The sequence below is a fragment of the Rubrivivax gelatinosus genome, assembly GCF_016583785.1.
GTDB lineage: Bacteria > Pseudomonadota > Gammaproteobacteria > Burkholderiales > Burkholderiaceae_C > Rubrivivax > Rubrivivax gelatinosus_B.
Window position 1 is genome coordinate 1 of the sequence record NZ_NRRU01000024.1, and the last position, 21444, is coordinate 21444.

A 21444-nucleotide genomic window follows, 5' to 3' on the forward strand; every position below is an offset into this window, starting at 1 on the left:
GCCCCAGCCCCCTCGACCGGGCGGTGCGCCCCGGCCCGAAGGCTCGGCGCGAGCGCTTTCAGCGCAGCAGTTCGGCCAGCGTCATCTCGCCCAGGCGCGCACGCTCGCGGAAGGCCTGCGACGCGGCACCGGGCGCGAGCAGCAGCGCGTCGATCAGCGGCAGCGCGCTGGTGGCATCGGCGTCGCACAGCAGCACGTGGCGCGGCGTGCCGCCTTCGTCCAGGCGCGCGACCCAGTCGAAGCCGGTCAGCAGTTCCAGCACCGGCTCGAGTTCGAGCGGGTCGGCCCGCAGGCTTTCGGCCAGCGTCGGCAGCGACAGGCCATGGCCGCCGCCGTGGCGCGCGGTGGCCAGTTCCTTCAGCACGATCAGCGCCAGCTCGAAGCGGTGGCCGGCGGTCGGCAGCCGGCGCACGACGCGCATCTGCAGGCTGGGCGCATAGGCCGCGATCACCGCGCCCAGCAGCACGATGACCCAGCTGAGGTAGATCCACAGCAGCAGGATGGGCAGCGCCGCGAAGGCGCCGTAGACCGAGGAGTAGGTCGGCACCTTCTCGACGTACCAGGCCAGGCCCTCCTTCGCGAACTCGAAGGCGATGGCGACGAAGAGCGCGCCGGCCCAGGCGTGGCGCCAGCGCACCGTGGTGTTCGGCACGTAGTGGAACAGGCCCGCCAGCGCCGCCGCCAGCAGCGCGAACTCGGCCGCGCTCAGTGCCGCGCTGATGCCGCCGGGCAGCACGCCGACCAGCCCGCGCGAAGCCGACAGCGCGTAGGACGTCAGCGACAGGCTGACACCGACGACCAGCGGCCCCAGCGTCAGCGCCGCCCAGTAGACCAGCAGCCGCTGCGCGATCGGCCGCGGCTGGCGCACGCGCCAGATCGCGTTCAGCGTGCGGTCTATCGTCAGCATCAGCGCCAGCGCGGTGGCGCCCAGCACCAGCAGGCCGACCGAGCCGGCGCGGTTGGCCTGGGACGCGAACTGCGTCAGCGCACGCATCACCGGCCGCGCGATCGAGTCGGGCACCAGCGCCTGCAGGAAGTACTTCTCCAGCGCGATCTGGAACTTGGAGAAGATCGGGAACGCGGTGAAGACGGCCAGCATCACCGTGACCAGCGGCACCAGCGCGATCAGCGTCGTGAAGGTCAGACTGCCGGCGGTGAGGCCGAGGCGGTCTTCGCGGAAGCGCTGGCGCAGCGTGCGCAGCGTGTCGAGCCAGGGCCAGCGGCGAAGGGCGGCGAGCGAGTCCTGCCACAACACGCGCAGGCGGGCCGCCAGGGCCGGAGACGATGTCATGCTGGATATGATGCCAGCATGGTTTCCCCCGCCGTCCCCGATGCCGTCGTCCGGCAGACCCGCGCGCTGGCCCTGGCCGCGCTGATCGCCCTCATCGTGCAAGGCGTCGCCTGGGAGCTGTGGATCGCGCCGACCGGCAGCGGCACGCTGGCGCTGAAGGTGCTGCCGCTGGTCGCCGCCGTGCCCGGCATGCTGCGCCACCGGCTCTACACCTTCCGCTGGCTGAGCATGGTGCTGTGGCTCTACGTCACCGAGGCGCTGGTGCGCTCGACCAGCGAGCACGGTGCCGGCCAGGCGATGGCCGTCGTCGAGCTGGTGCTGTGCATCCTGCTCTTCACCTTCTGCTCGCTCTACGTGCGCCGGCGCCTGCGCGGCGTGAAGAAGGCGGCGGCATGAACGGGTTGCTGGACACGCTGCGCGCCGCGGTCGGCGCGGCTCAGTTGCTGACCGAAGGCGACCTGACGGCCTACGAGCTCGACTGGCGCCGCCGCTGGCGCGGCCGGGCGCTGGCGGTCGTGCGCCCGGGCAGCACGGCCGAAGTCGCCGCCGTGGTGCGCGCCTGCGCCGCGGCCGGCGTCGCCATCGTGCCGCAGGGCGGCAACACCGGCCTGGTCGGCGGCGGCGTGCCCGACGCCAGCGGCAGCCAGGTGCTGCTGAGCCTGCAGCGCCTGAACCGCATCCGCACGATAGACGCCGCCAACCTGACGCTGAGCTGCGAAGCCGGCTGCGTGCTGCAGGCAGTGCAGCAGGCGGCGGCCGAACAGGGCCTGCTGTTCCCGCTCAGCCTGGCGGCCGAAGGCAGTTGCACGATCGGCGGCAACCTAGCGGCCAACGCCGGCGGCACCCAGGTGCTGCGCTTCGGCAACGCGCGCGAACTCTGCCTGGGGCTCGAGGTCGTGACCGCGTCCGGCGAGGTCTGGGACGGGCTGTCGGGCCTGCGCAAGGACAACACCGGCTACGACCTGCGCGACCTCTTCGTCGGCAGCGAAGGCACGCTGGGCATCATCACCGCGGCGACGCTGAAGCTCTTCCCGCAGCCGGCAGCGGTGACGACGGCGCTGGCCGCCTGCTCCTCGCTGGACGACTGCGTCGCGCTGCTGAACCTGGCACGCACGCGCCTGGGCGCCGGGCTCACCGGTTTCGAGGTCATGGGCCGATTCGCGCTCGATCTGGTCGCGCGACACTTCCCGGCGCTGCCGCAGCCGCTGCCGGGCGCGCCTTGGACGGTGCTGCTGGAGCAGAGCGACACCGACGGCGAGGCTGCAGCGCAGGAGCGCTTCGAAGCCGTGCTCGGCGCGGCGCTGGAGGCCGGCTGCGTCGCCGACGCCGCGATCGCGTCCAGCCTGGCGCAGTCGCAGACGATGTGGCAGCTGCGCGAGTCGATCCCGCTGGCCCAGGCCGAGGAAGGCCTGAACATCAAACACGACATCGCGCTGCCGGTGTCGGCAATTCCCGGCTTCGTCGCCGCCACCGACGCGGCGCTGGCGGCGGCGATTCCCGGCGTGCGCCTGGTGTGTTTCGGCCACCTCGGCGACGGCAACCTGCACTACAACGTGCAGGCGCCGGCAGGCGAGGATGCGAAGCGCTTCCTGGCCAAGCAGGAGCCCGGCGTCAACCGCATCGTCTACGACGCGGTCGTCGCCTGCGGCGGCTCGATCTCGGCCGAACACGGCATCGGGCAGTTGAAGCGCGAGGAACTGGCCGAACGAAAGTCGCCGGTGGCGCTGGCGATGATGCGGGCGATCAAGGCCGCGCTCGACCCGCAGAACCTGCTGAACCCCGGGCGCGTGATCTAGCCCGAACGGCATCGCCCGCCAGCCCGGAGGGCCGCTACTGCAGCGGCCCCTTCAGCGCCCCGGGCAGCGGCACCGTCAGCACCTCGATGCCCTCGTCGCTGAGCGCCTGCCGCTCCTCGGGCGAGGTCTGGCCGCGGATGCCGCGGTTCTCGGCCTCGCCGTAGTGGATGCGGCGCGCTTCCTCGGCAAAACGTTCGCCGACGTCCTCGGTCTTGGCGAGCAGCTCCCGCACCGCACCCAGCCACATCGCCTGCAGGTCGGCCTCGGCCGGCGGCGCTTTCGGTGCTTCGGGCGCCGGTTCCTTGGCACCCGACAGGTTCAGGCGCGGCGCGCTCGGCAGCCGCGTGACGACGTGGTCGCCGCAGATCGGGCATTCGACCAGGCCGCGCCCGTTTTGGTCCATGAACTCGTCTTCCGACGCGAACCAGCCCTCGAAACGGTGGCCGTTCGTGCAGCGCAGGTCCAGCACCTTCATGCGGCTCAGGCGGCGGCGCCGTGCTCCGGGTCGGGGGTCCACGCGAGCGGCCAGGCACCGGCACGCCAGCGCTGCAGCCACTGCAGGCCGACGAGCGTCTTCACGTCGGGCAGGCCGTCGCTGGCCGCGAGCGCGTCGAGTTCGGCTTCGCTGAAACGCATCACCTCGACGAACTCGCCGTCGTCGAGCTTCTGTTCGCCGGCGATCAGGCCGCGGGCGAAATAGATCCAGATGCTCTCGGTCGAATAGGCGGCGGCGTTGTGGATCTCGCAGGCGAAGGCCCACTCGCGGGCGCGGAAACCCGTCTCCTCGTGCAGCTCGCGGCGCGCGCATTCGAGCGTGCTCTCGCCCGCGTCGCGTTTGCCGGCCGGGAACTCGACGATCGTGCGGCCGATCGGGTAGCGGTATTGGCGCACCAGCACGACGCGGCCGTCGTCGAGCAGCGGCACGACGGCCACCGCGCCGGGGTGGCGGATGTACTCGCGTGTCGCCGCGCTGCCGTCGGGCAGCACGACGTCGTCGCGGTGGACTTCGAGGAAACCGCCTTCGAGCAGCGTGCGTCCGCCGGTGCGGCGTTCGCGCAGGTGGCCGTCGTCGCCCGAGGCACTCATCCCTGAAACCCGGTCGAGCGCCGCGCCAGACCCTCGCCCCGCGGCGGTACGTCCAAGCTGCCGCCGTGGCCCGGCTCTGCCGGGCCACTGGCGGCGCCCCCTCGGGGGGGAGCGCCGAAGGCGCTACGGGGGGGGGCCATCAACTCGTCAGCGCTTTGACGATGGCGTCGCGGCACATCGCCATCAGGCCACCGGGCAGCAGGCCGAAGACCAGCACCGCCAGGCCATTGACCGCCAGCAGCGCGTTGACGCCGGTGCTCTGGCCGACGGGCGCGGTGAGCTTGGGCTCGTCGAAGTACATGAGCTTGACGATGCGCAGGTAGTAGAACGCGCCGATCAGCGACATCATCACCGCGAACACCGCCAGCCAGACGTAGCTCTCGACATTGGTCGAGACCAGCGCCTGCAGCACCGCGAGCTTGGCGTAGAAGCCGACCATCGGCGGCAGGCCGGCGAGCGAGAACATGAAGATGCTCATCACGCCGGCGATCCACGGGCTGCGGCGGCCGAGGCCGGCGAGGTCCTCGATCTGCTCGCTCTCGAAACCCTGGCGCGACAGCACCATGATCAGACCGAAGGTGCCCAGCGTCGTCAGCACGTAGGCGACGACGTAGAACATCGCCGAGCTGTAGGCGTTGCCGGCCGACAGCGTGTTGCCGCTGACGACGCCGGCCGACAGGCCCAGCAGGATGAAGCCCATCTGCGCGATCGTCGAGTACGCCAGCATGCGCTTCAGGTTGCTCTGCGCGATGGCGACGACGTTGCCGAGCAGCAGCGAGGCCACCGCCAGCACGATGAACATCTGCTGCCAGTCGACCGCCAGGCCCAGCATGCCTTCGACCAGCAGCCGGATCGTGATCGCGAAGGCGGCGAACTTGGGCGCGCCGCCGATCAGCAGCGTCACCGAGGTCGGCGCGCCCTGGTAGACGTCGGGTACCCACATGTGGAAGGGCGCGGCACCGAGCTTGAAGGCGACGCCGGCGACGACGAAGACGACGCCGAAGGTCAGCACCTCGCGGTTGATGTTCGGGTTGCTGGCGATCTGCTCGAAGACCTTGGGGATCTCGAGCGAACCGGTGGCGCCGTACATCATCGACAGGCCGTAGAGCAGGAAGCCGCTGGCGAGCGCGCCGAGCACGAAGTACTTCATCGCCGCCTCGGTGGCGACGGCGTGGTCGCGGCGCAGCGCGGCCAGCGCGTACAGCGACAGGCTCATCAGCTCCAGGCCGAGGTAGACGACGAGGAAGCTGTTGGCCGAGGTCATCACCGAGATGCCCAGCAGCACCATCAGCGCGAGCACGTAGAACTCGCCCTTCTGCATGTCGCGCGAGGCGAGCGTCGGCCGCGCGTAGGCGATGGTGGCGAGCACCGAGACGCCGGCGAAGAAGGCCAGCAGGTGGCCCATCGGGTCGGTCACCACCTGGCCGCCCATGCCGTAGGCGGTGTCGCCGATGTTGAACGAGCGCAGGTGCATGCCCGAGAACACCAGCACGCTGAGTTGCGTCAGCCAGAAGGTCGGCCGGCGCTCGGGGTCGGTAACGAAGAGATCGAGGATCGCGATCACGCAGATCGCGGCCAGCAGCCAGATCTCGGGCTGGAGGATGAGCCAGTTCATCGTGTTCATGTTCTGCATCACGCGGCTCGGGTCATTGCAGCTTCGAGGCGGCGACGTGCTTGAGCAGCTCGCCCACCGACACTTCCATCACGCTGGTGATGGGCTTGGGATACAGGCCCATCCACAGCACCGCAGCGGCCAGCAGTGCCAGCATCAGGAACTCGCGGGAACCGATGTCCTGCAACGCCTTCACGTGCTCGTTGGCGACCGGGCCGAAGTAGACCCGCTTGACCATCCACAGCGTGTAGCCGGCACCGAAGATCAGCGTTGTTGCGGCCAGGCCGGCAACCCAGAAGTCGTACTTCACCGCGCCCAGGATGACCATCCACTCGCCGACGAAGCCGGCGGTGCCCGGCAGACCGCAGTTGGCCATCGCGAACAGCACCGCGAAGGCGGCGAACTTCGGCATGGTGTTGGCGACGCCGCCGTAGGCCGAGATCTCGCGGCTGTGCACGCGGTCGTAGAGCACGCCGATGCACAGGAACATCGCGCCCGAGACGAAGCCGTGCGAGATCATCTGCACGATCGCGCCGGTGACGCCGAGTTCGTTGAAGATGAAGAAGCCCAGCGTGACGAAGCCCATGTGCGCGATCGACGAATACGCGACCAGCTTCTTCATGTCGCGCTGCACCAGCGCCACGAGGCCGATGTAGACCACCGCGATCAGCGACAGCGTGATGATCACCCAGGCGTATTCACGCGCGGCGTCGGGCGCGATCGGCAGCGAGAAGCGCAGGAAGCCGTAGGCGCCGAGCTTCAGCATGATCGCCGCCAGCACCACCGAGCCGCCGGTCGGCGCCTCGACGTGGGCGTCGGGCAGCCAGGTGTGCACCGGCCACATCGGCACCTTCACCGAGAACGCGGCGAAGAAGGCGACGAACAGCAGCGTCTGCACCGTCAGCGGCAGCGGCAGCTTGTGCCAGTCCTGGATCTCGAAGCTGCCGCCCGACTGGTAGTACAGGTACACCACCGCGACCAGCATCAGCAGCGAGCCCAGCAGCGTGTAGAGGAAGAACTTGAAGGCCGCGTAGACGCGCCGCTGCCCGCCCCAGACGCCGATGATGATGTACATCGGGATCAGGGTCGCTTCGAAGAAGACGTAGAACAGCAGGCCGTCGGCAGCCGAGAACACGCCGACCATCAGGCCGGAGAGGATCAGGAAAGCGCCGAGGTACAGGCCGACGCGGTCGGTGATGACCTGCCAGCCGGCGATGACGACGATGACGGTGATGAAGGCCGTCAGTGGCACGAACCACAGCGACAGGCCGTCGACGCCCAGGTGGTAGTGAACGTTGAAGCGCTCGATCCAGGAAACGTTCTCCTGGTACTGCAGCGCCGCCGTGCCGGCGTCGAAGCCGGTGACCAGCGGGACCGTCACCAGCAGGCTGACGACCGCGCCGACGAGAGCGATCCAGCGCGCGGCGTTGGGATGGCTGTCGCGCCCGATGGCCAGCAGCACGATCCCGAAGGCGATCGGCATCCAGATCGCAAGACTCAGAAGACCCATTCTTTGCTCTCTTGTTGTCCGGTCGCGCGCGTCAGCCCGCCAGGCCGCCGAAGAACGGCCACAGGCGCCAGGTCATGAAGCCGAAGATGCCCAGCAGCATGACCAGCGCGTACCAGTACAGGTGACCGGTCTGCACCCGGCGCAGCACGCCGGAGAACAGGCCGACCGCCTTGGCCGAGCCGTTGACGATCGCGCCGTCGATCAGGCCGACGTCGCCACCCTTCCACAGCCCGGTGCCCACGAGGCGCGCGCCGGCGGCGAGCACGTGTTCGTTGAACCAGTCCATGTAGTACTTGTTCTCGAGGACGGTGCGCAGCGGCCCCAGCGTTCGGTCCAGCGCCGCCGGGATCTGCGGCGCCTTCAGGTAGAACACCCAGGCGGTGACGACACCGGCCAGCGCGAGCCAGAACGGCGCCGTCGTGAACGCGTGCATCGCCATCGCCGCGGCACCGTGGAAACCTTCGGCCAGTTCGGCCATCGCCGGGTGCTTGGCGGCGTCGACGACGATCGCGCCGGCGAAGAAGTCGCCGTAGAGCATCGGGCCGATCGTCATGAAGCCGATCACGACCGAGGGCAGGGCCAGCAGCAGCAGCGGCGCGGTCACGACCCAGGGCGACTCGTGCGGGGTGGCGTCGTGGCCGTGGCCATGATCGTCGTGGGCGTGGTCGTCTTCCGGCGGGAAAGGCTTGTGGCGGAAACGCTCCTCGCCGTGGAAGACGAGGAAGTACATCCGGAACGAATAGAAGGCGGTGACGAAGACACCGGCAGTGACGGCGAACAGCGCGAAGCCGGCACCCGGCAGCTGGCTGGCGTGCACCGCCTCGATGATGCTGTCCTTGGAATAGAAGCCGGCGAACAGCGGCGTGCCGATCAGCGCCAGCGACCCGAGCAGCGCGGTGATCCAGGTGATCGGCATGTACTTGCGCAGGCCACCCATGTTGCGGATGTCCTGATCGTGGTGCATGCCGATGATCACCGAGCCCGCGGCCAGGAACAGCAGCGCCTTGAAGAACGCATGCGTCATCAGGTGGAACACCGCCACCGAGTAGGCCGACACACCCAGCGCCACCGTCATGTAGCCCAGCTGCGACAGCGTCGAGTAGGCGACGACACGCTTGATGTCGTTCTGGATGATGCCCAGGAAGCCCATGAAGAGCGCGGTGATCGAACCGATCACGAGCACGAAGTTCAGCGCCGTGTCGGACAGCTCGAACAGCGGCGACATGCGCGCCACCATGAAGATGCCGGCCGTGACCATGGTCGCGGCGTGGATCAGGGCCGAGATCGGGGTCGGGCCTTCCATCGAGTCGGGCAGCCAGACGTGCAGCGGGAACTGCGCGCTCTTGCCCATCGCGCCGATGAACAGGCAGATGCAGATCACCGTGATCAGCATCCAGTCCTGGCCCGGGAAGCCCATCGCCGCCAGCTGCGGCGCCTGGGCGAAGGCTTCTGCGTAGTCGAGCGTGCCGGCGTAGGCGACGATCAGGCCGATGCCCAGGATGAAGCCGAAGTCGCCGACCCGGTTCACCAGGAAGGCCTTCATGTTGGCGAAGGTCGCGCTCGGCTTCTTGAACCAGAAGCCGATCAGCAGGTAGCTCACCAGGCCCACCGCTTCCCAGCCGAAGAACAGCTGCAGGAAGTTGTTGCTCATCACGAGCATCAACATCGAGAAGGTGAAGAGCGAGATGTACGAGAAGAAGCGCTGGTAGCCCGGATCCTCTTCCATGTAGCCGATGGTGTAGATGTGCACCATCAGCGAGACGAAGGTGACGACGCACATCATCATCGCCGTCAGGCCGTCGACGAGGAAACCGACCTCCATCTTCAGGCCGCCGACGACGGCCCATTCGTAGATCGAGCCGGCGAAGCGCGCGCCGTCCATCGCCACGGCCTTGAGCACGATGGCCGAGCAGATGAACGAGATCAGCACGCCGAGGATGGTCACCGTGTGCGCGCCGCGGCGGCCGACGGCCTTGCCGGCCAGGCCCGCGACGAGCGCGCCCACCAGCGGCGCCAGCGGGACGGCGAGCAGAAGGTTTTGCGAAAGAGTTGCTGCCATGTCTCAGTCGTTCTGTTTGGCCGGGCTGTCCCAAGCGGACGCCGCGGAACCGGCTTGGCCGGGCCGCAGGCGTCGCCCCCCTGGGGGGCAGGCGCCGAAGGCGCTTCGGGGGGGGGTCATCTCATCAGCCCTTCAGTTCGTCGAGTTCCTCGACGTTGATCGACGCGCGGTTGCGGAACAGCACGACGAGGATCGCCAGCCCGATCGCCGACTCGGCGGCGGCGACGGTCAGGATGAAGAACACGAAGACCTGGCCCGCCATGTCGCCCAGGTAGTGCGAGAAGGCGACGAAGTTCAGGTTGACGGCCAAGAGCATCAGCTCGATGGCCATCAGCAGCACGATCAGGTTGCGCCGGTTCATGAAGATGCCGACGACCGACAGCGCGAACAGGATGCCGCCCAGCGACAGGTAGTGGCCTAGCGTGATCGGTCCGAGGCTCATGCTTGGCCTTCCTTGTTGTCGTTCGGCTCGGCGACACGCGCCGTGCTCACCTTCACCAGGCGCACGCGGTCGGCGCGCTTGACACGCACCGCGATCGCCGGGTCGAGGCGGCGGCTGTCCTTGCGATGGCGCAGCGTCAGCGCGATCGCGGCGACGATGGCCACCAGCAGCAGCACCGCCGCCAGTTGCAGCGGGTACAGGTAGTGGGTGTAGAGCTCGATGCCCAGCAGCCGGGTGTTGCCCATCTCCAGCGCCTGCGCCGACAGCTCGGGCGCGTGCGCCGGCTGGAAGCCACGCAGCAGCACCAGCGACATCTCGAGCGCGATCAGCGCGCCGACCATGCCCGCCAGCGGGAAGTGCTTCCAGAATCCGGCACGCACCGATTCGCTGTTGATGTCCAGCATCATGACGACGAACAGGAACAGCACCATCACCGCGCCGACGTAGACCAGCACCAGCACGATGGCCAGGAACTCGGCCTGCAGCAGCATCCAGATGCAGGCGGCGTTGAAGAACGCGAGCACGAGGTAGAGCACGCCGTGCACCGTGCTGCGGGCGGTGATCACGCGGAAGGCCGCGAACAGCATCACCGCCGCGAAGATGTAGAAAAGCGCCGTGGTCGTGTTCATGTTCTCAGCGGTAGGGAGCGTCCGCTTCGCGTTTCGCGGCGATCTCTTTTTCGTAGCGGTCGCCGACGGCCAGCAGCATGTCCTTGGTGAAGTACAGGTCGCCGCGCTTTTCGCCGTGGTACTCGAGGATGTCGGTCTCGACGATCGAGTCGACCGGGCAGCTCTCCTCGCAGAAGCCGCAGAAGATGCACTTGGTCAGGTCGATGTCGTAACGCGTCGTGCGGCGCGTGCCGTCGGCGCGCACGTCGCTCTCGATCGTGATCGCCATCGCCGGGCAGACGGCTTCGCAGAGCTTGCAGGCGATGCAGCGTTCCTCGCCGTTCTCGTAGCGGCGCAGCGCGTGCAGGCCACGGAAACGCGGGCTGAGCGGCGTCTTCTCCTCGGGATACTCGATCGTGATCGCCTTGGACAGGAAGTGCCTGCCGGTCAGCGCCATGCCCTTGAAGATCTCCGTGAGCATGAAGCTCGAGAACAGGTCCTTGATGGCGGAGGCGGTGGACATGCTGGCCCTCACTTCCAGATGTTGAACGGCGACTGGATCACCAGGCCGACGACGACCAGCCAGACCAGCGTCACCGGGATGAAGATCTTCCAGCCCAGACGCATGATCTGGTCGTAGCGGAAACGCGGCAGCGTCGCGCGCACCCACAGGAACAGCGTCACGACGACGAAGACCTTGGCGGCGAACCAGATCCAGCCGGGGATGAAGTCGAGGAAACCGAACGGGGGCAGCCAGCCGCCGAGGAACAGCAGCACGGTGAGCGTGCTCACCAGGATCATGTTGGCGTATTCGGCGAGGAAGAACATCGCGAACGCCATGCCCGAGTACTCGATCATGTGGCCGGCGACGATCTCCGACTCGCCTTCGACGACGTCGAAGGGCGAGCGGTTGGTCTCGGCCAGCCCCGAGATGAAGTAGACGAAGAAGATCGGCAGCAGCGGCAGCCAGTTCCAGGACAGGAAGCCGGCACCGAAGTCGGCGCCGATGCCGCGGCCCTGGGCCGCGACGATGCCGCCGAGGTTCAGCGTGCCCGAGACCATCAGCACGACGACGAGCGCGAAGCCCATCGCGATCTCGTAGCTGACCATCTGCGCCGAGGCGCGCAGCGCGCCGAGGAAGGCGTACTTCGAGTTCGAGGCCCAGCCGGCGATGATGACGCCGTAGACCTCGAGCGAGGTCACCGCCATCAGGAACAGCAGGCCGGCGTTGACGTCGGCGAGCACGACGTCGGGGCCGAACGGGATCACCGCCCAGGCGACCAGCGCCGGCGTGATCGTCATCACCGGGCCGACGAAGAACAGGCTCTTGCTGGCCGCGGTCGGGCGGATGATCTCCTTGAAGATCAGCTTGACCGCATCGGCGATCGGCTGCAGCAGGCCCCAGGGGCCGACTCGGTTGGGGCCGAGGCGGATCTGCGTGAAGCCGATGCCCTTGCGCTCCCACAGCGTGAGGTAGGCGACGCAGCCCATCAGCGGCAGCACGACGACGATGATCTTGATCAGCGTCCACGCCACCAGCCAGCCGTTGGCGCCGAGCGCGGCGCTGCCGTATTGGTTCAGGGTGTCGAGCATGCTCAGGCCTTCTCCACCGTGATCGGCCCGAACAGCGGCCCCAGCGCCACCGTGTCGGGATGGCCGGCGGCGACGCGAACGGCGCCGTCCGCGAGCCACGGTTCTTCACGCGCCGGCAGCACGACGGCGCCCTGCCCTTGCGCGACCAGCACCTTGTCGCCCGGGGCCAGACCGAGCTGGCGCCACAGCGACGACGGCAGGCCGATGCGCGGCACACGCGCGTCCGCGGTGCGCTGCAGCGGCGCCGAACGGCGCACCAGCAGGTCGGTGGCGTAGATCGGCACGTCGGCGATGCGTTCGAGGCCGGTCTCGGTCGCGGCCGAAGAGGCGGCAGCCGGCAGCGGCGAGTTGTCCAGCCGCGCGGCGATCGTCGCCGGGTCGCCCAGCGCTTCGGCACGCACCGCTTCGGCGCTGTCGTGTTCGAAGCCCGGCAGGCCCAGCAGGTTGCCGAGCACACGCAGCACCTTCCAGCCCGGACGCGTCTGGCCCAGCGGGCGCACGACGCCCTGGAAGCTCTGCAGCCGGCCTTCGGCGTTGACGAAGCTGCCGGCGGTTTCGGTGAACGGCGCGATCGGCAGCATCACGTCGGCGTGTTCGGCCATCGCGTCCTGGAACGGCGACAGCGCGACCACCAGCCCCGAGCCGCCGAGCGCAGCGCGCGCGGCAGCGGCGTCGGCCGCGTCGAGCACGGGCTCGAGGTTGAGTGCGATCAGCGCCTTCATCGGCTGCGTCAGCATCTGGCCGGCGTTCAGGCCGCCTTCGCCCGGCAGCGCGCCGACGAGCTGCGCGCCGACGCTGTTGGCCGCTTCACCCAGATAACCGACGCTGGCGCCAGTGTGTTCGGCGATCCACTGCGCCAGCGCCAGCAGTGCCGAAGCCTGCGGATGCTGGGCGGCGGCGTTGCCGAGCAGCACAGCCTTGCGTTCACCGGCCAGCAGCGCGTCGGCCGCGGCCTGGGCGGCCGCGCCCGGCTGGGCGGCCACCGGTGCGGCCACGCCCTTGGCGGCCGCCACCGCGGCGGCGATCTCGGCGAGCGCGCCGTGCCAGGCCGAGGGCCGCGCGGCGACGTGGCCGGCCAGCGCCAGCGCCCAGTCCTCGCGCGACGCGGACAGCGAATGGATGCGCGCGCCGTGGCGCGCCGCCTGACGCAGGCGCTGCGCGAACAGCGGCTGATCCTTGCGCAGGAAGGAGCCAACGACCAGCGCGGCGTCCAGCGTTGACAGCGCGGCGATCGGCAGCCCCAGCCAGCGCGCGCGGCCGGCGGGTGCGACGTTGGCGAAGTCGGCGTGGCGGGTGCGGAAGTCGACGCTCTGGCTGCCCAGGCCGCGCACCAGCCTGGCCAGCAGGTGCAGTTCCTCGACCGTCGAATGGGCGCTGCCGAGCGCGCCGATGGACTCGGCGCCGAACTCGGCCTTGACGCGTTTCAGGCCGTCGGCGACGTAGCCCAGCGCGGTGTTCCAGTCCACCGCCTGCCACTGGCCGCCCTGCTTGATCATCGGTTCGGTCAGGCGCGACGGGCTGTTCAGCGCGTCGTAGCTGAAGCGGTCGCGGTCGGCGATCCAGCACTCGTTGACGTCCTCGTTCTCGAACGGGACGACACGCATGACCTTGTTGCCCTTGACCTGGACGATCAGGTTGGCGCCGGTGGCGTCATGCGGGCTGACGCTGCGGCGGCGCGACAGCTCCCAGGTGCGGGCGCTGTAGCGGAAGGGCTTGCTCGTGATCGCGCCGACCGGGCACAGGTCGATCATGTTGCCGGAGATCTCGCTGTCGACGGTGTTGCCCAGCATCGTCGTGATCTCGCTGTGCTCGCCGCGGTTGACCATGCCGAGCTCCATGACCCCGCCGATCTCCTGGCCGAAGCGCACGCAGCGCGTGCAATGGATGCAGCGCGTCATCTCCTCCATGGCCAGCAGCGGCCCGACGTCCTTGTGGAAGACGACGCGCTTTTCCTCGCTGTAGCGCGAGGCGCTGCCGCCGTAGCCGATCGCCAGGTCCTGCAGCTGGCACTCGCCGCCCTGGTCGCAGATGGGGCAGTCCAGCGGATGGTTGATCAGCAGGAACTCCATCACGCCCCTCTGGGCGCGCTGGGCCTTCTCGCTGTTGGTGCGCACCACCATGCCCTGCGTGACCGGGGTCGCGCAGGCCGGCATCGGCTTCGGGGCCTTCTCGATCTCGACCAGGCACATGCGGCAGTTGGCCGCGATCGAGAGCTTCTTGTGGTAGCAGAAGTGGGGGACGTAGGTGCCGGCCGCGTCGGCGGCATGCATCACCATGCTGCCTTCGGCGACCTGGACCTTTTTGCCGTCGAGTTCGATTTCGATCATGGGTGCCCTAGACCGGCTGGGAGACCATGCAGGTCCTGTGTTCGACGTGGTAGGCGAATTCGTCGCGGAAGTGCTTGAGCATGCCCTGCACCGGCATCGCCGCCGCATCGCCCAGCGCGCAGATCGTGCGCCCCTTGATGCCGTCGGCCACCGAGTCGAGCAGCGCAAGGTCCTCGGCGCGGCCCTTGCCGGTCTCGATGCGATCGACCAGGCGCCAGAGCCAGCCGGTGCCTTCGCGGCAGGGCGTGCACTGGCCGCAGCTCTCGTGCTGGTAGAAGTAGGACAGGCGCAGCAGGCTCCTGACCATGCAGCGCGTGTCGTTCATCACGATCACAGCGCCCGAACCCAGCATCGAGCCCGCCTTGGCGATGGCGTCGTAGTCCATCGTCAGGTCCATCATCACCTTGGCCGGCAGCACCGGAGCCGACGAGCCGCCCGGGATCACCGCCTTCAGCTTGCCGCCCTTCACGCCGCCGGCGAGTTCGAGCAGGGTCGCGAACGGCGTGCCCATCGGCACCTCGAAGTTGCCCGGGCGTTCGACGTCGCCGACGACCGAGTAGATCTTGGTGCCGCCGTTGTTCGGCTTGCCGACCTCCAGGTAGGCCTGGCCGCCGTGGTTGATGATCCACGGCACCGCGGCGAAGGTCTCGGTGTTGTTGATCGTCGTCGGCTTGCCGTACAGGCCGAAGCTGGCCGGGAACGGCGGCTTGAAACGCGGCTGGCCCTTCTTGCCCTCGAGCGACTCGAGCAGCGCGGTCTCTTCGCCGCAGATGTAGGCGCCGAAGCCGTGGAAGGCGTGCAGCTGGAAGCCGTGCTGCGAGCCGAGGATGTTGTCGCCGAGGAAGCCGGCGGCACGCGCCTCGTCCAGCGCCTCCTCGAAGCGCTGGTAGACCTCGAAGATCTCGCCGTGGATGTAGTTGTAGCCGGTGCGGATGCCCATCGCGTAGGCCGCGATGCACATGCCCTCGATCACCACGTGCGGGTTGTACGAGAGGATGTCGCGGTCCTTGCAGGTGCCAGGTTCGCCCTCGTCGGAGTTGCAGACCAGGTACTTCGGGCCCGGGTACTGGCGCGGCATGAAGCTCCACTTCAGCCCGGTCGGGAAACCCGCGCCGCCGCGGCCGCGCAGGGCCGAGAGCTTGATCTCGGCGATGACCTGGTCCGGCGTCAAACCCGGGCCGCCGTCAGCGCCCAGGATCTTCTTCAGCGCCGAGTAGCCGCCGCGTGCGACGTAGTCGGCCAGGCGCCAGTTGCGGCCGTCGAGGCCGGCGTAGATCTGCGGCTGGATGTGGCGGCCGTGGAAGCAGGTCTCGACACCGCGCGTCTGGAACTTCGACAGGTCGAGCATGCTCATCCTTCCTTGCGCAGCGTCTCGATCAGCTCGTCGAGCCGGCCGTCACTCATGAAGCTGAGCATCTGGCGGTCGTTGACCAGCATCACCGGGGCGTCGGCGCAGGCCCCCAGGCACTCGCTGGGCTGGACCGTGAACAGCCCGTCCTCGGTGGTGCCGTAGGGCTTGACGCCGAGCTTCTTGCAGACGTGGTCGAGCGCGTGCTCGCCGTCGCGCAGCTGGCAAGGCAGGTTGGTGCAGACGTTGAGCTTGTACTTGCCCACCGGCTGCTGGTTGTACATGTTGTAGAAGGTCGTGACCTCGTGCACCGCGATCGCGGGCATGCCCAGGTAGGCGGCGATCGCCTCCTCGGACTCCGGGGTCACGAGGCCCTGCTCGTGCTGGACGATCGCCAGGCAGGCCATGACGGCCGACTGTTTCTGGTCGGCGGGGAACTTGGCCACTTCACGCGCGAAGCGCGCCAGGGTGGCGTCGGAAAAACTCATCGATCGACCTCGCCGAACACGATGTCCATGGTGCCGATGATCGCGACCGCGTCGGCGAGCATGTGGCCGCGCGAGAGCTCGTCGAGCGCGGCCAGATGCACGAAACCGGGCGGTCGGATCTTCATCCGGTAGGGCTTGTTGGCCCCGTCGCTGATCAGGTAGATGCCGAACTCGCCTTTCGGGTGTTCGACGGTCGCGTAGGCCTCGCCCTCGGGGACGTGCATGCCTTCGCTGAAGAGCTTGAAGTGGTGGATCAGCTCTTCCATGTTGGACTTCATGTCCACGCGTGCCGGCGGCGCCACCTTGTGGTTGTCGGTGATCACGGGCCCCGGGTTCGCGCGCAGCCAGTCGACGCACTGCTGGATGATGCGGTTGGACTGGCGCATCTCTTCCATGCGCACCAGGTAGCGGTCGTAGGTGTCGCCGGTGACGCCCACCGGGATGTCGAAGTCCACCAGCTCGTAGGCGTCGTAGGGCTGCTGCTTGCGCAGGTCCCAGGCGACGCCGGAGCCGCGCAGCATCGGGCCGGTGAAGCCCAGGTTCAGCGCGCGTTCGGCGGTGACGACACCGATGCCGACGGTGCGCTGCTTCCAGATGCGGTTGTCGGTGAGCAGCGTCTCGTAGTCGTCGACGCGGCTGGGGAAACGCTTGACGAAGTCCTCGATGAAGTCGAGCAGCGAACCCTGGCGGTTCGTATTCAGCTCCTTCATCGCACGCTCGTTGCGGATCTTGCTGAAGGTGTACTGCGGCATCGTGTCCGGCAGATCGCGGTAGACGCCGCCCGGACGGAAATAGGCCGCGTGCATGCGCGCGCCCGACACGGCCTCGTACATGTCGAGGATGTCCTCGCGCTCGCGGAACGCGTACAGGAACACGTTCATCGCGCCGCAGTCCAGCGAGTGCGTGCCCAGCCACAGCAGGTGGTTCAGCAGCCGCGTCAGCTCGGCGAACATCGTTCGGATGTACTTCGCGCGCAGCGGCACATCGACACCCAGCAGCTTCTCGACCGCCAGGCAGTAGGCCTGCTCGTTGACCATCATCGACACGTAGTCGAGACGGTCCATGTAGGGCAGCGTCTGCAGGAAGGTCTTGGTCTCGGCCAGCTTCTCGGTCGCGCGGTGCAGCAGGCCGATGTGCGGGTCGGCGCGCTGGATGACCTCGCCGTCGAGTTCGAGCACCAGGCGCAGCACGCCGTGAGCGGCCGGGTGCTGCGGCCCGAAGTTGAGCGTGTAGTTCTTGATTTCGGCCATCAGTGCAGCCCGCCGTAGTTGTCCTCGCGCACGACGCGCGGAACGATCTCGCGCGGCTCTATCGTCACCGGCTGGTAGATCACGCGCTTCTTCTCCGGGTCGTAGCGCATCTCGACGTGGCCCGAGACCGGGAAGTCCTTGCGCATCGGGTGGCCGATGAAGCCGTAGTCGGTGAGGATGCGGCGCAGGTCGACGTGGCCTTCGAAGACGATTCCGAAGAGGTCGAAGGCCTCGCGCTCGAACCAGTTGGCCGAGGCCCAGACCTCGTGCACCGAGGCCACCGCGGGCAGGTCGTCGTCGGGACAGAAGACCTTGAGCCGCAGGCGCCAGTTGTGCGTCACCGACAGCAGGTGCGAGACGACGCAATAGCGCGGGCCGTCCCAGGGCTGGTTGCGGTACTCGGAGTAGTCGACCCCGCACAGGTCGACGAGCTGCTCGAAGCGCAGCCCCGGGTCTTCGTGCAGGATGCGCGCAACCTGCAGGTAGTCGGCTGCGCCGACGGTGATCGTGATCTCGTCGAGGGCACGCACGGTCGTGCGGACCTTGCCGGCGAGAGCGCCCTCGAGTGTCTTCTGCAGGGTGTCGAGTCGGGTGCTCATCGTGCTGATCGCGCCTTCAGCGCGCGATGGTGTTTTCGCGGCGGATCTTGCTCTGCAGCTGCAGGATCCCGTAGAGCAGCGCCTCGGCCGTCGGTGGGCAGCCGGGCACGTAGACGTCCACCGGCACGATGCGGTCGCAGCCGCGCACGACGGAGTAGCTGTAGTGGTAGTAGCCGCCGCCGTTGGCGCAGGAGCCCATGCTCAGCACCCAGCGCGGTTCGGCCATCTGGTCGTAGACCTTGCGCAGCGCCGGCGCCATCTTGTTGCACAGCGTGCCGGCGACGATCATCAGGTCGCTCTGCCGCGGGCTGGGGCGGAACAGCATGCCGAAGCGGTCGATGTCGTAACGCGCGGCGCCGGCGTGCATCATCTCGATGGCACAGCAGGCCAGACCGAAGGTCATCGGCCACAGCGACCCGGTCTTGGACCAGTTGATCAGCTTGTCCACCGAGGTGGTGACGAAGCCTTCCTTGATGACGCCTTCGATTCCCATACGTGTCTCCTGGCGGGCTTGGGATCAGTCCCAGTCCAGCGCACCCTTCTTCCACTCGTAGACGAAGCCGACGACGAGGATGCCGAGGAACAGCATCATCGCCCAGAACCCCGTCGCGCCGATGTCGCGCAGGGCCACGGCCCAGGGGAAGAGGAAGGCGATCTCGAGATCGAAGAGGATGAACAGGATGGCAACGAGGTAGTAGCGCACATCGAACTTCATGCGCGCGTCCTCGAAGGCCTCGAAGCCGCATTCGTAGGGGCTGTTCTTCTCGGTGTCCGGCCGGTTGGGGCCGAAGATGAAGCCGAGAACCTGGGGTGCGACCCCGATGGCCAGCCCGACGAATATGAACAGGATGACGGGGAGGTAGCCTTGGATGTCCATCTTGTCTTTGATCCTTGTCAGAGTCCCGTCAGGTTCTGTCAGGTCGAAAAAAAACGCGCCTCGGAACAGTCTACGACTGCCCGGGGGGCGCGCTTTGCCATCCCTTGCGGATTGCTCCTCGGAACGGCGTCGCCGGAGGCTTGGACCACCTCCGGACAACACGTCACTCGGTCTTTTGGTGCCGACGGCGAGACTCGAACTCGCACAGCTTTCGCCACTACCCCCTCAAGATAGCGTGTCTACCAATTTCACCACGTCGGCAAGACGTCAAACTTTCTTGGCGCTTCCTGTCCGGTTGGCATGAGGGTCGCTCTCCGGACAAAGAAGCATTCTATATTGCTTTGTGCTTTCTTTCTTGGAAAGCCTTACAGACGATTCAGTCAGGCTCAATTGCCACCGGCGGCGCCGGAGGCCGGCGTCGCCGGCACCAGCGGCTGCGTGCCGGGGATGACACCTGCAGCCGGCGCGCTGGCTGCTGCCGGAGCCGGGGCGGCGCGATCGAGCACGCTCGACGCCTCTTGCGCCGGGCCGCGCACGCTGTTGGACATGAAGGCCAGCGTCAGCGTGCAAATGAAGAACAGCGTCGCGCAGGCCGCGGTGGAACGCGACAGGAAGTTGGCGCTGCCGGTGGCACCGAACAGGCTGCCCGACGAGCCGCCGCCGAAAGACGCGCCCATGTCGGCGCCCTTGCCGTGCTGGATCAGCACGAGGCCGATCATGGCCAGCGCCGACAGGATCTGCAGGACGAGGATGAGGTTCATCCAGATGTGCATGGGAAAACTCCGGGGAAATCTCAGGCCGCGGCGCGGCAGATCGCGATGAAGTCGGCGGCTTTCAGCGACGCACCGCCGATCAGCCCGCCGTCGATGTCGGGTTGTGCGAACAGGATCTTGGCGTTGTCCGCCTTGACGCTGCCGCCGTAGAGGATGCGCATGCCGTCGCCGCGGCCAGTGGCCGCGTGCAGCTGCGCGCGCAGCACCGCATGCACCGCCTGCGCCTGTTCGGGCGTCGCGGTGCGGCCGGTGCCGATGGCCCAGACGGGCTCGTAGGCGACGACGATTTCGCTGGCGCAATGCGTCAGCTGGTGGATCACCGCCGACAGCTGGCGCTTGACGACGGCCTCGGTCTCGCCGGCGTCGCGCTGTTCCAGCGTCTCGCCGACGCAGACGACGGGCGTCACGCCGCGCGCCAGCGCCGCCTGCGCCTTGCGTGCGACGACCTGGTCGCCTTCGGCGTGGTAGGCGCGGCGTTCGGAGTGGCCGACGATGGCGTAGCGGCAGCCGCATTCGGCCAGCATCGCCGCCGAGACTTCGCCGGTGTAGGCGCCCTGCTCGTGCTCGGAGACGTCCTGCGCACCCCAGCGCAGATCGCTGCCGGCGAGCGTGGCCGCGGTTTCGGAGAGGAAGACGAAGGGCACGCAGACGGCTACGTCGGCGGCATAGGGACGGCCACCGATCAATGCCGCCAGCAGCTCGGCGTTCGCCGGGCGGCTGCCATGCATCTTCCAGTTGCCCACCACGAGCTTGCGTCGCATCTTGTGAGTCCTTGAAGTTCGGTTTACCAGGCCAGCACGATCTTGCCGACGTGCGAGCCCGATTCCATCAGCGTGTGCGCCGCGGCCGCCTCAGCGGCCGGGAACACCTGGTGGACGACGGGCCGCACGCTGCCGGCCTCGATCAGTGGCCAGACGTTTTCGCGCAGCGAACGCGCGAGAGCAGCCTTGTAGGCCACGCTGCGCGGGCGCAGCGTCGAGCCCGTGATCGTGATGCGCTTGCGCAGCACGAGGCCGGCGTCGAAGCCGCTGGCCGTGCCGCCCTGCACCGCGATGATCGCGAGCCGGCCGTCCTCGGCCAGGCACTCGACCTCGCGCGCCACATAGTCGCCGGCGACCATGTCGAGCACGACGTCGACGCCGCGGCCGCCGCCGCTCAGGCGCTTCGCCTCGGCAACGAAGTCCTGCGTGCGGTAGTTGATCGCATGGTCGGCACCGACGGCCAGCGCGGCGGCGCACTTCTCGTCGCTGCCGGCGGTGACGAACACCGTCGCACCGAAGGCCTTGGCGAGCTGGATCGCGGTGACGCCGATGCCGCTCGTGCCACCCTGCACCAGCAGCGTCTCGCCGCGCGCCAGGCGCGCGATCTGGAAGACGTTCTGCCAGACGGTGAAGAAGGTCTCGGGCAGGCTCGCGGCCTCGATCGCCGACAGGCCCTTGGGCAGCGGCAGGCACTGCACCGCCGGGGCGGCGCAGAACTCGGCGTAACCGCCACCGGTCACCAGCGCGCAGACCGCGTCGCCGAGCGCCAGCCCCGCCGCGGCGAGGTCGGCTGCCGAGCCGCCGGCCACCGTGCCGGCGACCTCCAGACCCGGAAGGTCGGAGGCGCCCGGCGGCGGCGGGTAGTGCCCCTTGCGCTGCAGCACGTCCGGGCGGTTGACGCCCGAAGCCTGCACCGCGATCAGCAACTCGCCGGCCGCCGGCACCGGCACCGGGCGCTGCACCAACTGCAGCACCTCGGGCCGGCCGAAACGGCTGATCTCGACCGCGCGCATCGTGTGCCCGT

22 protein-coding genes and 1 tRNA gene are annotated in these 21444 nt (G+C 68.3%); 2 read left to right on the forward strand and 21 right to left on the reverse strand.

The window, feature by feature from the left end:
* Positions 1–58 precede the first annotated feature (58 nt).
* Positions 59–1291, reverse strand: coding sequence for a YihY family inner membrane protein (locus CKO43_RS08210; RefSeq protein WP_200378371.1), 1233 nt, complete (start codon positions 1289–1291; stop codon positions 59–61).
* 18 nt (positions 1292–1309) lie between these two features.
* Between CKO43_RS08210 and CKO43_RS08215 the strand changes: the two genes are divergently transcribed.
* Positions 1310–1687, forward strand: coding sequence for a DUF2069 domain-containing protein (locus CKO43_RS08215; protein ID WP_200229102.1), 378 nt, complete (start codon positions 1310–1312; stop codon positions 1685–1687).
* Entirely contained in the window at positions 1684–3087 is a 1404-nt protein-coding gene (locus CKO43_RS08220) for an FAD-binding oxidoreductase (RefSeq protein ID WP_200378372.1), read from the forward strand. Before CKO43_RS08215 ends, CKO43_RS08220 begins: the two co-directional genes overlap by 4 nt.
* A 34-nt stretch (positions 3088–3121) precedes the next feature.
* Here the strand turns inward: CKO43_RS08220 and CKO43_RS08225 are convergent, their stop codons facing one another.
* The 20 genes from CKO43_RS08225 to CKO43_RS08320 form a co-directional block, all read right to left on the reverse strand.
* Entirely contained in the window at positions 3122–3562 is a 441-nt protein-coding gene (locus CKO43_RS08225) for a DUF1178 family protein (protein ID WP_200229098.1), read from the reverse strand.
* Between the two features lie 5 nt (positions 3563–3567).
* A complete protein-coding gene (locus CKO43_RS08230) occupies positions 3568–4173 on the reverse strand; it encodes an NUDIX domain-containing protein (RefSeq protein ID WP_200229095.1) in 606 nt (201 codons plus the stop codon).
* Between the two features lie 139 nt (positions 4174–4312).
* Positions 4313–5797 carry an NADH-quinone oxidoreductase subunit NuoN gene (nuoN, locus tag CKO43_RS08235; protein WP_242481098.1) on the reverse strand — a complete coding sequence of 495 codons (1485 nt, stop codon included), beginning with the start codon at positions 5795–5797 and terminating at the stop codon, positions 4313–4315.
* Between the two features lie 22 nt (positions 5798–5819).
* Positions 5820–7295, reverse strand: a complete 1476-nt coding sequence (locus CKO43_RS08240; RefSeq protein WP_200378374.1) for an NADH-quinone oxidoreductase subunit M — start codon at positions 7293–7295, stop codon at positions 5820–5822.
* 31 nt (positions 7296–7326) lie between these two features.
* On the reverse strand, positions 7327–9354 hold the full coding sequence (gene nuoL, locus CKO43_RS08245) for an NADH-quinone oxidoreductase subunit L (RefSeq protein WP_200378375.1): 2028 nt from the start codon (positions 9352–9354) through the stop codon (positions 7327–7329).
* Positions 9355–9478: 124 nt separating this feature from the next.
* Positions 9479–9796, reverse strand: a complete 318-nt coding sequence (gene nuoK / locus CKO43_RS08250) for an NADH-quinone oxidoreductase subunit NuoK (RefSeq protein WP_200229089.1) — start codon at positions 9794–9796, stop codon at positions 9479–9481.
* On the reverse strand, positions 9793–10425 hold the full coding sequence (locus CKO43_RS08255) for an NADH-quinone oxidoreductase subunit J (RefSeq protein ID WP_200229088.1): 633 nt from the start codon (positions 10423–10425) through the stop codon (positions 9793–9795). Before CKO43_RS08255 ends, nuoK begins: the two co-directional genes overlap by 4 nt.
* Before the next feature lie 4 nt (positions 10426–10429).
* Positions 10430–10927, reverse strand: coding sequence for an NADH-quinone oxidoreductase subunit NuoI (gene nuoI / locus CKO43_RS08260; RefSeq protein ID WP_430699146.1), 498 nt, complete (start codon positions 10925–10927; stop codon positions 10430–10432).
* Positions 10928–10935: 8 nt separating this feature from the next.
* The gene (gene nuoH, locus CKO43_RS08265) at positions 10936–11997 is read right to left on the reverse strand and encodes an NADH-quinone oxidoreductase subunit NuoH (protein WP_200229087.1); all 1062 of its coding nucleotides are present in this window, start codon (positions 11995–11997) and stop codon (positions 10936–10938) included.
* 2 nt (positions 11998–11999) lie between these two features.
* Positions 12000–14324, reverse strand: a complete 2325-nt coding sequence (nuoG, locus tag CKO43_RS08270) for an NADH-quinone oxidoreductase subunit NuoG (RefSeq protein ID WP_200378376.1) — start codon at positions 14322–14324, stop codon at positions 12000–12002.
* A 7-nt stretch (positions 14325–14331) separates the two neighbouring features.
* Positions 14332–15678, reverse strand: coding sequence for an NADH-quinone oxidoreductase subunit NuoF (nuoF, locus tag CKO43_RS08275; RefSeq protein ID WP_200229085.1), 1347 nt, complete (start codon positions 15676–15678; stop codon positions 14332–14334).
* Positions 15675–16160: an NADH-quinone oxidoreductase subunit NuoE gene (gene nuoE, locus CKO43_RS08280; protein ID WP_200229084.1), complete on the reverse strand. Its 486-nt coding sequence runs from the start codon at positions 16158–16160 to the stop codon at positions 15675–15677. The genes nuoF and nuoE overlap by 4 nt, the downstream gene beginning before the upstream one ends.
* Positions 16157–17410, reverse strand: coding sequence for an NADH-quinone oxidoreductase subunit D (locus CKO43_RS08285; RefSeq protein WP_200229083.1), 1254 nt, complete (start codon positions 17408–17410; stop codon positions 16157–16159). The genes nuoE and CKO43_RS08285 overlap by 4 nt, the downstream gene beginning before the upstream one ends.
* Positions 17410–18009: an NADH-quinone oxidoreductase subunit C gene (locus tag CKO43_RS08290; RefSeq protein ID WP_200229082.1), complete on the reverse strand. Its 600-nt coding sequence runs from the start codon at positions 18007–18009 to the stop codon at positions 17410–17412. Before CKO43_RS08290 ends, CKO43_RS08285 begins: the two co-directional genes overlap by 1 nt.
* 16 nt (positions 18010–18025) lie before the next feature.
* Positions 18026–18502: a NuoB/complex I 20 kDa subunit family protein gene (locus CKO43_RS08295; RefSeq protein ID WP_014427767.1), complete on the reverse strand. Its 477-nt coding sequence runs from the start codon at positions 18500–18502 to the stop codon at positions 18026–18028.
* 24 nt (positions 18503–18526) lie between these two features.
* Entirely contained in the window at positions 18527–18886 is a 360-nt protein-coding gene (locus CKO43_RS08300) for an NADH-quinone oxidoreductase subunit A (protein ID WP_200229080.1), read from the reverse strand.
* Positions 18887–19062: 176 nt separating this feature from the next.
* Positions 19063–19147, reverse strand: a tRNA-Leu gene (locus CKO43_RS08305).
* A 125-nt stretch (positions 19148–19272) separates the two neighbouring features.
* Positions 19273–19659 (reverse strand): preprotein translocase subunit SecG, encoded by a 387-nt coding sequence (gene secG, locus CKO43_RS08310; protein WP_200229078.1) that lies wholly within the window; start codon positions 19657–19659, stop codon positions 19273–19275.
* A 20-nt stretch (positions 19660–19679) separates the two neighbouring features.
* Positions 19680–20420, reverse strand: coding sequence for a triose-phosphate isomerase (gene tpiA, locus CKO43_RS08315; protein WP_200229076.1), 741 nt, complete (start codon positions 20418–20420; stop codon positions 19680–19682).
* A 23-nt stretch (positions 20421–20443) separates the two neighbouring features.
* On the reverse strand, positions 20444–21433 hold the full coding sequence (locus CKO43_RS08320; protein ID WP_200229075.1) for an NAD(P)H-quinone oxidoreductase: 990 nt from the start codon (positions 21431–21433) through the stop codon (positions 20444–20446).
* Positions 21434–21444 lie beyond the last annotated feature (11 nt).

Coding starts and splice junctions, on each gene's coding strand:
- CKO43_RS08210 (WP_200378371.1), bottom strand. CDS start 1,291: ATGACATCGTCTCCGGCCCTGGCGGCCCGCCTGCGCGTGTTGTGGCAG.
- CKO43_RS08215 (WP_200229102.1), top strand. CDS start 1,310: ATGGTTTCCCCCGCCGTCCCCGATGCCGTCGTCCGGCAGACCCGCGCG.
- CKO43_RS08220 (WP_200378372.1), top strand. CDS start 1,684: ATGAACGGGTTGCTGGACACGCTGCGCGCCGCGGTCGGCGCGGCTCAG.
- CKO43_RS08225 (WP_200229098.1), bottom strand. CDS start 3,562: ATGAAGGTGCTGGACCTGCGCTGCACGAACGGCCACCGTTTCGAGGGC.
- CKO43_RS08230 (WP_200229095.1), bottom strand. CDS start 4,173: ATGAGTGCCTCGGGCGACGACGGCCACCTGCGCGAACGCCGCACCGGC.
- nuoN (WP_242481098.1), bottom strand. CDS start 5,797: ATGAACACGATGAACTGGCTCATCCTCCAGCCCGAGATCTGGCTGCTG.
- CKO43_RS08240 (WP_200378374.1), bottom strand. CDS start 7,295: ATGGGTCTTCTGAGTCTTGCGATCTGGATGCCGATCGCCTTCGGGATC.
- nuoL (WP_200378375.1), bottom strand. CDS start 9,354: ATGGCAGCAACTCTTTCGCAAAACCTTCTGCTCGCCGTCCCGCTGGCG.
- nuoK (WP_200229089.1), bottom strand. CDS start 9,796: ATGAGCCTCGGACCGATCACGCTAGGCCACTACCTGTCGCTGGGCGGC.
- CKO43_RS08255 (WP_200229088.1), bottom strand. CDS start 10,425: ATGAACACGACCACGGCGCTTTTCTACATCTTCGCGGCGGTGATGCTG.
- nuoI (WP_430699146.1), bottom strand. CDS start 10,927: ATGTCCACCGCCTCCGCCATCAAGGACCTGTTCTCGAGCTTCATGCTC.
- nuoH (WP_200229087.1), bottom strand. CDS start 11,997: ATGCTCGACACCCTGAACCAATACGGCAGCGCCGCGCTCGGCGCCAAC.
- nuoG (WP_200378376.1), bottom strand. CDS start 14,324: ATGATCGAAATCGAACTCGACGGCAAAAAGGTCCAGGTCGCCGAAGGC.
- nuoF (WP_200229085.1), bottom strand. CDS start 15,678: ATGAGCATGCTCGACCTGTCGAAGTTCCAGACGCGCGGTGTCGAGACC.
- nuoE (WP_200229084.1), bottom strand. CDS start 16,160: ATGAGTTTTTCCGACGCCACCCTGGCGCGCTTCGCGCGTGAAGTGGCC.
- CKO43_RS08285 (WP_200229083.1), bottom strand. CDS start 17,410: ATGGCCGAAATCAAGAACTACACGCTCAACTTCGGGCCGCAGCACCCG.
- CKO43_RS08290 (WP_200229082.1), bottom strand. CDS start 18,009: ATGAGCACCCGACTCGACACCCTGCAGAAGACACTCGAGGGCGCTCTC.
- CKO43_RS08295 (WP_014427767.1), bottom strand. CDS start 18,502: ATGGGAATCGAAGGCGTCATCAAGGAAGGCTTCGTCACCACCTCGGTG.
- CKO43_RS08300 (WP_200229080.1), bottom strand. CDS start 18,886: ATGGACATCCAAGGCTACCTCCCCGTCATCCTGTTCATATTCGTCGGG.
- secG (WP_200229078.1), bottom strand. CDS start 19,659: ATGCACATCTGGATGAACCTCATCCTCGTCCTGCAGATCCTGTCGGCG.
- tpiA (WP_200229076.1), bottom strand. CDS start 20,420: ATGCGACGCAAGCTCGTGGTGGGCAACTGGAAGATGCATGGCAGCCGC.
- CKO43_RS08320 (WP_200229075.1), bottom strand. CDS start 21,433: ATGCGCGCGGTCGAGATCAGCCGTTTCGGCCGGCCCGAGGTGCTGCAG.